The organism is Pseudomonas knackmussii B13 (assembly GCF_000689415.1).
In the GTDB taxonomy this organism is placed as follows: domain Bacteria; phylum Pseudomonadota; class Gammaproteobacteria; order Pseudomonadales; family Pseudomonadaceae; genus Pseudomonas; species Pseudomonas knackmussii.
This window is the reverse complement of sequence record NZ_HG322950.1, coordinates 3,003,480-3,016,396: the sequence shown is the minus strand read 5'-3', so window position 1 is coordinate 3,016,396 and position 12,917 is coordinate 3,003,480. Positions and strand designations below refer to the sequence as shown.

General features: G+C 62.8%; 12 protein-coding genes. 4 read left to right on the top strand and 8 right to left on the bottom strand.

The window, feature by feature from the left end; genetic code table 11:
• Positions 1 to 3 precede the first annotated feature (3 nt).
• Positions 4 to 1,686 carry a flavin monoamine oxidase family protein gene (locus PKB_RS14230; protein WP_043252715.1) on the bottom strand — a complete coding sequence of 561 codons (1,683 nt, stop codon included), beginning with the start codon at positions 1,684 to 1,686 and terminating at the stop codon, positions 4 to 6.
• Between the two features lie 242 nt (positions 1,687 to 1,928).
• Between PKB_RS14230 and PKB_RS14225 the strand changes: the two genes are divergently transcribed.
• Both PKB_RS14225 and PKB_RS14220 read left to right on the top strand, forming a co-directional pair.
• A complete protein-coding gene (locus PKB_RS14225) occupies positions 1,929 to 2,357 on the top strand; it encodes an Lrp/AsnC family transcriptional regulator (protein WP_043252713.1) in 429 nt (142 codons plus the stop codon).
• A gap of 116 nt (positions 2,358 to 2,473) precedes the next feature.
• Entirely contained in the window at positions 2,474 to 2,908 is a 435-nt protein-coding gene (locus tag PKB_RS14220; RefSeq protein ID WP_043252711.1) for a carboxymuconolactone decarboxylase family protein, read from the top strand.
• Between the two features lie 207 nt (positions 2,909 to 3,115).
• On the opposite strand, the gene PKB_RS14215 is transcribed toward PKB_RS14220, so the two are convergent.
• Positions 3,116 to 4,210, bottom strand: a complete 1,095-nt coding sequence (locus PKB_RS14215; protein ID WP_043252709.1) for a GNAT family N-acetyltransferase/peptidase C39 family protein — start codon at positions 4,208 to 4,210, stop codon at positions 3,116 to 3,118.
• A gap of 190 nt (positions 4,211 to 4,400) precedes the next feature.
• Between PKB_RS14215 and PKB_RS14210 the strand changes: the two genes are divergently transcribed.
• Together PKB_RS14210 and PKB_RS14205 are read left to right on the top strand one after the other, a co-directional pair.
• The gene (locus PKB_RS14210) at positions 4,401 to 5,891 is read left to right on the top strand and encodes a RimK family protein (protein WP_043252707.1); all 1,491 of its coding nucleotides are present in this window, start codon (positions 4,401 to 4,403) and stop codon (positions 5,889 to 5,891) included.
• A gap of 130 nt (positions 5,892 to 6,021) precedes the next feature.
• Entirely contained in the window at positions 6,022 to 7,356 is a 1,335-nt protein-coding gene (locus tag PKB_RS14205) for a sigma-54 interaction domain-containing protein (protein WP_043252705.1), read from the top strand.
• A gap of 99 nt (positions 7,357 to 7,455) precedes the next feature.
• Here the strand turns inward: PKB_RS14205 and PKB_RS14200 are convergent, their stop codons facing one another.
• The 6 genes from PKB_RS14200 to PKB_RS14175 all read right to left on the bottom strand — a co-directional run bounded on the left by PKB_RS14200 (position 7,456) and on the right by PKB_RS14175 (position 12,446).
• On the bottom strand, positions 7,456 to 8,733 hold the full coding sequence (locus tag PKB_RS14200; protein ID WP_043252703.1) for a coiled-coil domain-containing protein: 1,278 nt from the start codon (positions 8,731 to 8,733) through the stop codon (positions 7,456 to 7,458).
• 58 nt (positions 8,734 to 8,791) lie between these two features.
• Complete coding sequence (locus PKB_RS14195; RefSeq protein WP_043252700.1) at positions 8,792 to 9,526, bottom strand: hypothetical protein; 735 nt, start codon at positions 9,524 to 9,526, stop codon at positions 8,792 to 8,794.
• A 46-nt stretch (positions 9,527 to 9,572) separates the two neighbouring features.
• Positions 9,573 to 10,250, bottom strand: a complete 678-nt coding sequence (locus tag PKB_RS14190) for a C39 family peptidase (protein WP_043252698.1) — start codon at positions 10,248 to 10,250, stop codon at positions 9,573 to 9,575.
• A gap of 77 nt (positions 10,251 to 10,327) precedes the next feature.
• A complete protein-coding gene (locus tag PKB_RS14185; protein ID WP_043252696.1) occupies positions 10,328 to 11,368 on the bottom strand; it encodes a hypothetical protein in 1,041 nt (346 codons plus the stop codon).
• 54 nt (positions 11,369 to 11,422) lie between these two features.
• Positions 11,423 to 12,001 (bottom strand): hypothetical protein, encoded by a 579-nt coding sequence (locus PKB_RS14180; RefSeq protein WP_043252694.1) that lies wholly within the window; start codon positions 11,999 to 12,001, stop codon positions 11,423 to 11,425.
• Position 12,002: 1 nt separating this feature from the next.
• Positions 12,003 to 12,446 carry a hypothetical protein gene (locus PKB_RS14175; RefSeq protein WP_043252692.1) on the bottom strand — a complete coding sequence of 148 codons (444 nt, stop codon included), beginning with the start codon at positions 12,444 to 12,446 and terminating at the stop codon, positions 12,003 to 12,005.
• Between the last annotated feature and the right edge of the window lie 471 nt (positions 12,447 to 12,917).

The following is a 12,917-nucleotide window of genomic DNA, read 5'->3' as shown; positions in this document are numbered from 1 at the left end:
TGGTCAATCGGGCAGGGCGACGGGGCCCAGTTCGGCGTAACGGTCGCCCGGGCCCGGGTTGTCCGCATGGGTGGCGCCGCCGAAGTGACGCATGATGCCCCACACCGCATTGAGCGAGGTCTGCACCGCGCCTTCAACCCACGCTGGAGTCCAGGATACATCGTCGCCGGCGATGAAGATGCCGCGCTGCTCGGCGGGCAGGTCGTCCTGCATGAAGTGCGAGTACATGCGGTGGTTGTAGCGGTAATGGCCCGGCAGCGCGCCCTTGAAGGCGCCGAGGAAGTGCGGGTCGGCCTCCCAGGAAACGGTGATCGGGTTGCCGATGATGTGGCTGGCGATGTCGACCTTCGGATAGACCTTCTTCAGGGCATCCAGGGCCAGTTGCACGCGCTTCTCCACCGGGTGCGGCAGCATCTTCATGGCGTCGCTCATCCAGGAATAGGACAGGCAGATCACGCCCGGCTTGTCGTCGCCGTTGTCGAACAGGTAGGTACCGCGGGTGAGGCGGTCGGTGAGGGTCATGCTCATGACGTCGCGGCCGGTTTCCGGGTCCTTGTCCTTCCAGAACGGCCGGTCGACCATGACGAAAGTCTTCGAGGACTGCATGTAGCGGGTGCGGTCCAGGGCCATCCACATCTTCTGCGAGAACAGCGCTTCCTCGCACTCGATCTGGGTGGTCAGCAGCCAGCTCTGGCAGGTGGTCAGCACCGCCGCGTATTCGCGGGTGTCGCCCCAGTAGTCGGTGACCGCCAGGTTGCCGCTGGCCACGCGGGCAATCTTCTTCACGCCCGGGCGCGGCGCGCCGTTGTGCAGCTTGGCCAGGGAGGTGCCGGCCGGCCAGTGCGCGCATGCTTCCGGCTCGTGGCTCCAGATGCCGCGCGGCACCTGCTCGACGCCGCCGACGACCAGGTGCTGGTGGTCGTCGCAGTTGGTCATCACCACGCGGAAGATTTCCAGCATGGAGTTGGGGAAATCGGAGTCCCAGCCGCCGGTGCCGAAGCCGACCTGGCCGAAGATCTCGCGGTGCTGGAAGGACAGGCGTGAGAAGGCCTTGGAGCTGGCGACGAAGTCGTAGAAGGTGCGGTCGTCCCACAGCGGCACCAGCTCGTCCCACAGGGCCTTGAGCTTCACGGTGTCGCGTTCGCGGATGGCGTCCTGGATCTCGCCAAAGCGCGCGCCGTCCTCAAGGGCGTCGGCCCAGGCCTGGGCGACGTCGCGGAAGATCTGCGGCAGGTCGTCGATCTTCTCGGCGTAGTGGCTGGTGCCTTCGAGATCGACCACGGTGCTGCCCGAGGCTGAGGTCAGCGGGTTGGGGAAGGGTTTGGTTTCCAGGCCGAGCTTGTCGACGTAGTGGTAGAAGGCGGTGCTGGAGACCGGGAAGCGCATGCCGCCGAGCTCGGCGATGATGCCCTCGGCGCCCTCGAAGGATTCCGAACGCAGGCGTCCGCCCATCTTCGCCGCTTCGTAGACCACCGGCTTCAGGCCGAGCTTCATCAGCTCGTAGGCCGCCACCAGGCCGGAAATGCCGGCGCCGACGATGGCCACTTCCTTGCCGTGGTTTTCGGCCGGAATGCTGCCCAGGCCGGCCGGGTGCTCCAGCCAGTCGTCGAAGGCGAAGGGGAAGTCCGGGCCGAAGATGGTGACGGGTTTCTTGCCGGGGGTGTGGGGGTGGCGGTTCTTGTGCATTGGAATCTCCCAACTGGATGGCGGGTCGGCCTGGCTATCAGCATTGCCCGGAAGCAGGGTCTACGCCCTGTCGCACGCAGCGCGCCGGACGCGTTCCGATGGACGGTGACGCGAGCGGCGCGGGGCTCAGCCGCCAGGTCGACGGTGGCGCCCATGGTTGCAAAGCCCGTCGTTGAAATGAATCCGTAAATCTGCAGAATGATGAAGCTTTTTTAGCTAAATCAACTAGGCGGATAAGCAAAATGTCTAAAAGCACAGACGCGCTGCTCCTCAACCTGTTGCGCGCCAACGCCCGCGAGTCGGTTTCCGAGTTGGCGCGCAAGCTGGGGGTGTCGCGCTCGACGGTGCAAAGCCGCATCGAGCGCCTGGAACAACAGGGGATCATCAGCGGCTACGCGGTGAAGGTGGCGGACAGCTATGCGCAGTCGCTGGTACGCGCGCATGTGCTGGTGACGGCGCTGCCCAAGCTGTCGCACCAGGTGGTGCAGGCGCTGGAGAAAATTCCTGAGGTGCGCACCCTGCACTCGGTCAGCGGCAACTTCGACATGATCGTGATCGTCGAGGCCCAGTCGATCCGCGACCTCGACGCCTTGCTCGACCGCATCGGCGCGCTGGACGGCGTGGAGCGCACCATGTCGTCGATCATCCTTTCCACCCGCATCGACCGCTGAGGCGGATTGGCTCCATTGGACTCCGTGGATTGCCCGACATTGGCTATTCGATGCCGGCGAAGGCGCGGCTAAGGTATCTCCATTCCCGCAGCCCGCGGGCCCCACTGGAGAGAACCATGAGTGCACGAATCGACTGGGCCAAAGTATCCCCCGACGCCTACAAGGCGCTGATCGGCCTGGAGCAGGCCCTGGCCAAGACCGGCCTGGAAAACTCGCTGATCGAGCTGATCCGCCTGCGCGCCTCGCAGATCAACGGCTGCGCCTACTGCGTGAACATGCACGCCAACGATGCGCGCAAGGCCGGTGAAAGCGAGGCGCGCCTGCAGACGCTGAGCGTATGGCGTGAAACCCACTTCTTCAGCGCTCGCGAACGCGCCGTGCTGGCCTGGGTGGAAAGCCTGACCCTGCTGGCCGAGAAGCATGCGCCGCAGGACCAGTTCGACGCGCTGCGCGAACACTTCAGCGACGCCGAGATCGTCGGCCTAACCCTGGCGGTCGCCACGATCAACACCTGGAACCGCTTCGGCGTCGGCATGGCCATGGTGCCCTGACTGCACGCCCCGGGTGGACCGACGCCAAGGGCGCCCGTGCAGGGGCGCCCTTGGCGTTTTTGCAGCATGCAGGCGCGAGCTTGCTCGCGAACAGCAAGGCACGATGTTCCCTTGTAGGAGCGGCCCATGGCCGCGATTCGCGCGCATGGCGCGCTCCTACAGGTTGGAGTTGGTGCGGGGATTTTCGCGGATAAATCCGCTTGCTCTTCAGTGCTTGAACAGCACCACCGCCGCACGCAGCTTGCTGCGCCCGAAGCGGCTCATCTTGTCGAACTCGGCGTGGCTCACCGGGATGTGCTGGCAGTCCAGCGGCTCGCGGTGCTGGCTGTGGTCGACGTCCGGGTCGTGCAGGTAGATGAAGTCCTCGTCGCAGCCGGTGATCAGCACCCAGTGCGGCGCCTTGGAGCGGGTCAGGCGGTAGCTGCTGATCAGCACCAGCGGCAGGCCGCCGGCATCCAGGGCGCTGACAATGTTCAACTGGTTGACCAGCAACTGCTCGACTTGGCTTTGCGCGAGGTCGTCGGCGAAGTCTTCGTGCACCAGGCGCATCACTTCGCGCTTTTCCTCGCTGCGCACACCGTCTAGGAACAGCGGCCCGTCTTCCGTCAGCTCCAGGCGCACGCGGTAGCCGCGTCGCCATGCCGCCAGCGCCAGGCCCTGCGGGCTGCAGCCGCCATGGCCGGCAGTCATGTAGATGGTCGTGGCTTCGCGCCACAGGCGCAGCTCCTCGCGGCGTTCCATGGCGCGTCCGGGGCTGAGCGCGGCCATGGCCATCAGCAGGCACGCCGGGCCGCAGGTGAAGTCGGTGGTCTGCCGGTAATAGGGCACGTGGGCCTGGGCGTGGTTGCCCAGGCGGCGGATGCGCTTCTCGAAGCGCTGGGCCTCGCTGTGGTCTTCGTAGTAGTCGCGCACGGTGGCGAAGGGGCGGTAGCCGTTGCGCTCGTAGAGGCGGATGGCACCGACGTTGTCCGGGCGCACTTCCAGGCGCATGTAGGCGCAGTCGTGCTCGATGGCGGTGGTTTCCGCGGCATCCAGCAGCTTCTGGCCCAGCCCGATGCCGCGCGCACGCTCGTCCAGGGCGATGGAGTAGAGGCGCGCCAGGGAGGTGCCCTGGTGGAACAGCACCAGCACGTAGCCCAACAGATTGTCATCGGCTTCGGCGACGATCAGTTCGGCGTGGGCGCGATTGATCATCCACTGGAAATTGCGTCGGGAGAGGCGGTCGTATTCGAAGCAGCGGCCTTCGAGGTCGACCAGCGCGTTGAGGTCGTCGAGGGTCGCGGTGCGCAGTTGGAGGTTCATGCCGGTCCGGAAAATGCTGCTGATCGCTGGAGTGAGTGCGCGTCCTGGGCTTTATTCGTACGGCAGGTTCTAGCCCTGAACGGCGCGCCGCGAGCGCGGTCGAAGGCCCTGCGGCGCCAGTGAAGAAGTATTGACGCGCGCCACCCGGCGAGCAAGGCCGGTCCCTTGGTTTGCAGAGTTCGGAGGTGTCGTGAGCAAGCTGTACATCATCGTCGAGCGCAAGGAGGACTGGGCCTCCTACTATCCCAGCGAAGACCTGTTGACCGCCCAGGAGTACCTGGAGTCTCCCAACGACGACGATACGGGCAAGCGCGTGCAGGTAATCAACCTGTGTCGCAACTACAAGTACCTTGGCCACGGCTATTACTGCTCGCTGCTGGCCGAGGCGCGCGGGCACAAGGTGATTCCCTCGGTGCGCACCATCAGCGAGTTGGCGCGCAAGTCGCTCTACGGGCTGGCCCTGGAGGATCTCGACCGCACGCTGGACAAGGCGCTGGCGGCCCATCCCTACGGCAGTACCGATGGCTTCACCCTGACGCTGTACTTCGGCCGCACCGATATCGAGCCCTTGCAGGATCTGGCACGCCAGCTGTTCGAGGCTTTTCCCTGCCCGATGCTGCTGGTGGAGTTCCGCAAGGCCCGCGGCTGGCACATCGAGGGCATCAAGCCGGGCAACATCCACAAGTTGCGCGAGGAACAGGAAGACCTCTTCGCCGCGGCCCTGGACAGCTTCAGCCGGCAGATCTGGCGCAAGCCGCGCTTGCGCAAGCAGTTCCGCTACGACCTGGCGATCCTGCACGACCCGGACGAAGCCTTCCCGCCCTCCGATGCCAAGGCGCTGAAGGCATTCATTCGCGTTGGCCGCAGCCTGGGCATCGACGTCGACCTGATCGAGAAGAAGGATTACTCGCGCCTGGCCGAGTACGACGCCTTGTTCATTCGCGAGACCACACGGGTGGACAATCACACTTATCGCTTCGCCAAGAAGGCCGAGAGCGAAGGGCTGGTGGTGATGGACGACCCTGTATCGATCCTGCGTTGCACCAACAAGGTCTACCTGGCCGACCTGCTGCGCAGCCACAAGCTCGGCATGCCGGCTACCGAGATCCTCTACCGCGACAATCCGCAGGACCTCGAACGGGTCGAACGCAGCCTGGGCTTTCCGCTGGTACTGAAGATTCCCGACGGCAGCTTCTCGCGCGGCGTGATCAAGGTCGAGAACCGCGAAGCGCTGCAGGTGGCGGCGGCGGAACTGTTCGAGCGCTCGGTGCTGATCCTCGCCCAGGAGTTCTTCTACACCGAGTACGACTGGCGAATCGGCGTGCTCAACCAGAAGCCGATCTTCGCCTGCCAGTACTTCATGTCCAAGGGCCACTGGCAGATCTACGACCACAGTCCCGACGCCCAGGAGCTGAGCGGTGATTTCCGCACCATGGCCGTGCACGAAGCACCGCGAAAAGTGGTCGATCTGGCGCTGAAAACCGCCAACCTGATCGGCGACGGACTCTACGGCGTGGACCTCAAGCAGGGTGGGGATCGGGTGGTCGTGATCGAGGTGAACGACAACCCGAACATCGATAGCGGGGTAGAGGACGTTTTCCTCGGCGACGACCTCTACAAGCTGATTCTCGAGGAGTTCGTCCGCCGCCTGGAAGTCAAGCGGCGAGGGCACGGGTGGTGAGACTGTTTTGGCATTGGCTTTATAGGAAAACGATCAATGCGCGCGTCAATATATTGCTAGCTTTACAGAATGGAGCGCCAAGCAACTGTTTTTTAAAGTTTTTCAAATTAATGGCGCCAAGGAAAGGAGCATGCTCGAAGCCACGTCGAATCGACGGCGGTTGCTGGTGGTCGATCCCTGTGACGACTGCCGACGACTACTGCCCGGACTCCGGGCTGCAGGGTGGGAGGTAGACAGTTGCGAGCTCGAAACAGCGAGCGAACGCAGCTGCGACGTCGGCCTGCTGCGCCTGCTGCCGGAACATCTTGAGCGCCCCGAGGCGATCAAGGAAGTCATCAGCCGCAGCGGCACGGAGTGGATCGCGGTCCTCAGCCCGGACGCCTTGCCGATCCACGAAGTCGGCGATTTCGTCTGCGAATGGTTCTTCGACTTCCATACCTTGCCTTTCGACGTGGCGCGGGTGCAGGTCACCCTCGGCCGCGCGTTCGGCATGGCGCGCCTGCGCGGGCGCGGCAGCGCGCAGAGCCTCGAGCATCAGCACGAGCTGCTGGGCGAGAGCCGCTCGGTACAGGAGCTGCGGCGCTTGCTGACCAAGTTCGCGCCCACCGAGTCGCCCGTGCTGATCCGCGGCGAGAGCGGGACCGGCAAGGAGCTGGTGGCGCGCACGCTGCACCGCCAATCGAGAAGGGCCAGCCGGCCATTCATCGCGATCAACTGCGGCGCGATTCCCGAACACCTGATCCAGTCCGAGCTGTTCGGCCACGAGAAGGGTGCCTTCACCGGTGCGCACCAGCGCAAGATCGGCCGTTTCGAGCAGGCCAACGGCGGCACCCTGTTCCTCGACGAGGTCGGTGACCTTCCGCTGGAGCTTCAAGCCAACCTGCTGCGGGTGCTGCAGGAGAAACAGATCGAGCGGGTCGGCGGCAGCCAGCCGATCGCTGTGGACGTCCGCGTACTGGCGGCCACCCATGTCGATCTGGAGGCGGCCATTTCCAGCGGGCGCTTCCGCGAAGACCTGTACTACCGGCTTAACGTCCTGCAGGTGTCGACGGCGCCGCTGCGCGAACGCAATGGCGACCTCGCGCTGCTGGCCAACCACTTCGCCCACCTGTACAGCGTCGAGACTGGCCGCCGGCCGCGGCGCTTCAGTGATGACGCGCTGGCAGTGATGGCCGAGCACAGCTGGCCGGGCAATGTGCGCGAGCTCGCCAACCGTGTGCGCCGTGGTCTGGTGCTGGCCGAAGGTCGGCAGATCGAGGCGCGCGACCTGGGGCTGGAACGCGAGCGGGGCAAAGGTGCGAACCTGCCGTTGGTGACGCTGGAGGAGTACAAGCTGGGTGCCGAACGGCAGGCGATGTGCGATGCCCTGGCGCGGCATGGCGACAACCTGAGCGTTGCCGCGCGCATGCTGGGTATCTCGCGGCCGACCTTCTACCGGCTGCTGCACAAGCACCAGTTGCGCTGAATAAGGAAGGGTGAACGGAGGCGGGGAGCGATCCCCGCCTTTTTTTGCGCCCAGCGCCAATGAAAACGGCCCCCGAAGGGGCCGTTGTCGTTGTTGCGATCAGAAGTAGTAGGGGAATTTCACGCTGACGCTGTAGTCCGGTGCATCCGGGCTGATGCCGATGGACAGGTTGGGCACGATGGTGAGGTTCTTGCTCCAGGCGTAGGTCATGCCCCAGTTGAAGTACGCGGCGTTGGCGTCGCTGCTGGTAACGCCTTGCCAGTCGCCGCCGTCGGGTTTGATCTTGGTCTTCTCGGCGATCAGGTCGGAGAAGGAGAACGACATACTGGTCTTCTCGTTGAGCGCGAAGGCCGCGCCGGCGCCGACCTGGAACCAGTCGCCCAGCTTGACCTTGCCGCCCAGCTTGGTGCCTTCCTGCGGGCTGATGTCGCTGAACGAATCCTCGATGTTGTACGTGTAGCTCAGGCTGCCGAACAGCACGACCGGGTCCACGGTCTTGACCAGGGAGATCCCCGGGGTGACAGACCAGACGCCGTTGCCGGTGGGCAGTTCCTTGGGCACGTTGAGGTTGTCGTTGTCGCTCGCCCGTACCAGCTTGATACCGTAGGGGTCGGTACCCGTGGGTGCCTTGACGCGCAGGCTGACCACGGCATCCGGGCGCGACTCGGTTTCGTCCATGAACTTGTAGGCGATACCGAAGTTGACGTCGCCCCAGGTCGGGTCGCGCTTGACCTTCTCGTCGGTGGACTGCGAGGTGGAGTTCCCGGCGCCGGCCGACTCGAAGATGCTCTGCCGGTAGACCACGGGCACGTCGATGTCGAACTGCCAGCGGTTGTTCCAGTTGTAGCGAGTGGTCAGGTCCAGGGTCCAGGTATCGGCGTTGATGTTGTCCACGCCGATGTTGCCCAGGAAGATGGTGTCCAGCGCGAGGAAGCCGTTGAGGGTCAACTGCCTCGAATCATAGTGGGTGTAGGTGATCCCGGTCTCGAAGCTCCAAGTTCCATTACCGAAGAAACCGTTGGCCTCGGAGTAGAGGTCATCCACGCTCTTGGGCGGCTGGCTGTCGTCCTTGAGCGATTCGCCGTAAGACGCACCGGTGCTGACATTAGAGCTGGTGCCCGGTGGTGTGGGTTTGTTGGTGGAAGTCACGAGGCGCTTGGGCTGGGCCGGTTGAGCGGCTGCAGGCTGCTCCTCGACCTGGCGGACGCGCTGTTCCAGCACCATGAGGGCCTTCTGCTGAGCCTCGTAACGTTGTTTGAGCTCAATGAGCTCCTGCTTCAAAGCATCCACCTCGGCCTCCGAAGCCGCGAAGCTGAAGGTCGAGGGGAGTAGAGCGGATAGACAAACTGCGGTGCGAAGCGAAAGTGATCGGTGCATGGCGCGCTGTCCCTTTCATTTTATGTAATTTTTGGTCACATCCGCGATTGAGCGTAGATCACATTCCCATACTGCGCAGACCTTTGAGTTGAGTCAGGTTGCAGTCCAGGGCGCCCACCGTCGGAAGGTTGTTGCGCAGGACGACGTTCAGTTGGGTCACGTTGTTAACCAGGTTGCTGCTGCCAAGCATGTTGGTTGCCTGAAGCATGCCGCCGCGGGCGAGTTGCTGGACGCTATTACCCTGGCCGTTGGCGTTGATTGCCATCTGGATACCGCCGCTGCTCGGATTGATCGTGACGGTTCCGGCGCCATTGGTGGCGCTGTAGGTGCCGTTGAGCGGTACACCCTGGTTGTTGATTGCAGGCGCCTGGTCGGCCTCGCTGACGTTGATGCCCACGTTGTTGTAGGCAGTGTTGTAGTCACCGGCCGAGCGGGCGCTCTGGGTAACGCCTTGGGTCTGGTTCAAGCCTGCGCCGCCGCTGATGCTGCCGGTGGCCGCGTTGGGTGTTCCTCCGTTACCGGCCTCGTTGGTGGAGGTGACATAGAACTGCGGTTTGATGGTGGATTCCTGGATTTGCATGCTCACTCTGGCGCCAATGTTGTCGCCGACGGCGTTTTTCCAGGTGCTGCTCATGACGACGCCGAAACTGATGATTCGACCGGGCATTACATAGCGCCCGCGCAGCTGAGCCAGCTCCTGGTCTTTTAGCTCGATCGGGCGGAAGGTTTCCGCGGCTTGGATCGGCAGGCAGATGACCAGGCAGGTGGCGGCGAGCATCGGGATGGTCTTCATCGTTATCTCCCGGAGAGGATCCAACCCCTCGCTATCTTTTTTAGACTCAGAGGAAATCGCTCTGGATGAAACCGAAATCCATGAGCTCTGCGTCCTTGACCGGGTAGAAGGCATTCAGTCGATCTTTTGCGGTCAGGGGTTCCGGCGGCCGCAGCAGCGCGTTGGCCTTGTCATAGCCGGGACCAATGATGGCGAAGATGATGCCGTTCCAGCCCTTGAGAAAATCTTCTTGCGTGTAGCGCTTGTGACCGAGCACCGGGTCACCGATGTACATGTGGCCTTTGTAGGTCCGCTGCAGCACGACGAAATGCTTGTAGCCGCGCACGTCGAGCAGGACGATCACCGGAACGGCCAGCTTCTCCAGCGACGAAGGTGGTATGCGATATCCGCGGGCGCGCATGCCGATGCTTTCCAGGTAGACCTTCATGTCCAGCATCGAGAAGCCCTGGGTACGAACCAGGTTGGGGTCGGCCTTGACCAGCATGCCCTTGATCACGAATTCCTCGTCCACGTCCAGGTCGTAGGCTTGGCGCAGGATGGTGGCGAGGGAGGCGGCACCACAGCTGAAGTCGGTCTTCTGCTCGACCAGGTTGGCGAAGCGACGTTCGCGGACACTCTCGACTTGCTTGTAGGCCAGCATTCCGCCCGGCAGGGGGACAGCCAACTGGCCGGCCTGGCTAAGGCCGGAAAGAGCAGTGAGCAGGAGAAAAGCGAACGTGCGCATGATCGTCACGCCTGTGCAAGCGCTAGGAGAAGGAGGGGCTCCGTTGCCGGAGCCCCCCAAGTACAGCAGCTTTTCGCTTACAGGCCAGTGCAGGCCTTGCAACCTGCGGCGATGGACAGCGAGTTGCTTTGTTGGTTGCCGACACCGGCAGCCACGTTCACACCCACGTTACCCGAGGCGTTGTTGAGCGAGTTGCTGATGGTGGCGTTGTTGGTGACAGGGTCTTTCCAGCCAGTCGGAACCAGCACTTGGTAGGTGGCATAGCCACGCAGATCCACGGTGCCGGACTCGCTGAAGTACAGCGGATCCTTGTCCACTTTGCCGTGATCGTCGCCACCGCGGCTGTCCATGCTCGGGCCACCATGGCCACCATGGCCGCCATGACCTTTTTCCGGATCGTCCAGCACTACGCCTTCGCCATGGCCCTTGTAGGTGCCATGAGCCGAGAACTCGGAGCGCAGGGTTTCCTTCGAGTAGGTCAGGAAAGCAGCGTTGAGGACGTTGTTGCCAGTGGAGGTTTGGCTGGCGCCGCTGGAGGCGTCGGCGGTACGACCACCGGACACGGCTGCGGCCATGTCGTTTTTCTGTTGGTTGAAGTTGCCGGCGGCCATGTTGATGCCCATGTTGCCGGAGGCGTTGTTGGCCGAGTCGGTCAGAGACGCCTTGTTGGCATTGGAGAAGTTCCAAGCGTTGTTGTTGTGATTGTTCTGGGTCACGTCGGTGGACGCTTCTGCCGAACCGAAGATGAAGTGCTCATCTGCGGTGGCGAGGGCGGCGGCGTTGGCTTGTTGGTTCATGTCGCCAGCGGCCACGTTAGCGCCGACGTTACCCGATGCACCCTTCAGCGAATTATCAACAGTGGCATTGTTCTTGGTGCCCATGTTGGTAACGTTGTTGTTGTAGCTGTCTTGGGTGTCAATCACGGTAGCGGTTGCACCAGCCGGAATCCGTGGGTCCTTGTAGGGGTCGTAGGGCTGATGTTGGTGGTGGTTATCATGGTCGTGGCCATGACCGTGGCCGTGACCATGATTGTCATTGCGGTTGTCCGCGTGAACAGCTACAGCCAGGACCGCTGCTACCGCGAAAACCAGAGGCTTGAGAGCCATAGTCGGTTTCATGGTGATTCTCCTTGCATATTGGCGTGCTTAGTGTTTTTGGTTGTTGGCATTGGGTCAGTCTGCGACCCGGATCGTCAGGGTGTTGGCAATGCGATTGCCGACCCCCGCGCTCTGGCTCACCTGGACCACCCCGCGGTTGCCGGTAAAGGCCTGATCGCTGGTGACGATCTGCCGGCTGCCGGTGGATGAACCCGATGGACCGGAGTTCAGTGACAGCGTCACGTTCTGCTGCGAGAGCACGTCGTCACCGACGCTCTGCGGCACCGCGTTCACGCTGATGCTCATGGCATTGACCTGCTGGTTGGCAGATCCGGCGGACTGGTTCACGCCCAGTGCACCGTTGCCGTTGGAGAACGAATTGCCAGTGATCGAAGCCTTCGCCGCCTGGGTCGGGTCGACGATGGCGATCACTTTCTGATTGAACTGGGTGCGGGCACCGCCTTCGGTGCCGATGGCAATGGCGCGGCCGTTGGCCTGCTGCGTTTCATCGCCTGCCGCCTGGTTGAAGCTGGCTACGCCGTTGTAGCCCCGGCCGCTGTTGTCGATGCTGGCGTTGTTGACCAGTTGCGGGTCCTGGGCGAAGGCGGCCGAGGCGCTGAGCAGGAGCAGGGAAAGTGCGTGATGGGCTTTCATCTCAACGATCCCCCGTCAGCATGCGCAACGGCGACAGGCCTTGCTGGACCGTGCGGTTGACCGAGTTGGAGATGCCCGCGCCACCGCCACCGCCGCCGCCGAGCGGGTTGTTCGTCAGGCTCTGGTTGGCGCCGTTGTCCATGCCCACGAGCTGGCCGTTGGGCAGGATGCGCTGCTGGAGGCTGGAACCGCTGGTGACACCTGCGAAATCGGTATCGCTGAGCTCGTTGGTCTGTTGAATGACCTGGCGGGAGACGTTCGGATTGACGGTGGTCGGGTTTGGATCAGGCACCATGGTCGGCCGGGTGGCGACCCGGGGCTGCACGTCGCGTTGCAGAACGATGGTGCCGTCGCCGGCGTTGGCTACCGGGACTATGGTGGCCGTCGTGGCCACACATGCGAGGCCGACGAGCAGTCCGACGATCCTTGAATCGAAGTTCCCCATGATGGCGGTTCCTTTTTGGTGCGCTGTGCCCTAAACAGCTGTACCGGGATGGAGCAGAAGCCGTGCCTGTTTTGAATTTCACTTTGGATTCAAAGGCTTGAGGAAATGAGCTGAGTGCAGGGTGAGGGTTGTTGTTTCGCGTCTGATACAGCGACAGCCCCTTTTCCGGGGGGTAATCAGGCAGAAGAGGCTCTAGGGCGGGGCTTTGCGCAAAAGCGTTTCAGCGCTGAAACAGAATTTTGTGATGTTCTCGATATTTGCGCTGCGCGTGCCTTTGCGGGCACATGCGTTGTATCAGCAGCGAAACAGATGACGCGGAAAAAAGCCTAGTTGGTACGGCAGTACTCTTGAAATTCAATGACTTAGTTGCATTTTGCACGGCTGTAAAGGGAATGAACCCATGAGGCGACGGTCTGTATGTCCGCTCCGTCCGTATCAGACTCAACAGAGGCCTTGCCGAGCTGTGAGAAA

Bases quoted from the DNA above. Each gene is read 5' to 3' on its own strand.
- PKB_RS14230 (WP_043252715.1), bottom strand. From the start codon at position 1,686: ATGCACAAGAACCGCCACCCCCACACCCCCGGCAAGAAACCCGTCACC.
- PKB_RS14225 (WP_043252713.1), top strand. From the start codon at position 1,929: ATGTCTAAAAGCACAGACGCGCTGCTCCTCAACCTGTTGCGCGCCAAC.
- PKB_RS14220 (WP_043252711.1), top strand. From the start codon at position 2,474: ATGAGTGCACGAATCGACTGGGCCAAAGTATCCCCCGACGCCTACAAG.
- PKB_RS14215 (WP_043252709.1), bottom strand. From the start codon at position 4,210: ATGAACCTCCAACTGCGCACCGCGACCCTCGACGACCTCAACGCGCTG.
- PKB_RS14205 (WP_043252705.1), top strand. From the start codon at position 6,022: ATGCTCGAAGCCACGTCGAATCGACGGCGGTTGCTGGTGGTCGATCCC.
- PKB_RS14200 (WP_043252703.1), bottom strand. From the start codon at position 8,733: ATGCACCGATCACTTTCGCTTCGCACCGCAGTTTGTCTATCCGCTCTA.
- PKB_RS14195 (WP_043252700.1), bottom strand. From the start codon at position 9,526: ATGAAGACCATCCCGATGCTCGCCGCCACCTGCCTGGTCATCTGCCTG.
- PKB_RS14190 (WP_043252698.1), bottom strand. From the start codon at position 10,250: ATGCGCACGTTCGCTTTTCTCCTGCTCACTGCTCTTTCCGGCCTTAGC.
- PKB_RS14185 (WP_043252696.1), bottom strand. From the start codon at position 11,368: ATGAAACCGACTATGGCTCTCAAGCCTCTGGTTTTCGCGGTAGCAGCG.
- PKB_RS14180 (WP_043252694.1), bottom strand. From the start codon at position 12,001: ATGAAAGCCCATCACGCACTTTCCCTGCTCCTGCTCAGCGCCTCGGCC.
- PKB_RS14175 (WP_043252692.1), bottom strand. From the start codon at position 12,446: ATGGGGAACTTCGATTCAAGGATCGTCGGACTGCTCGTCGGCCTCGCA.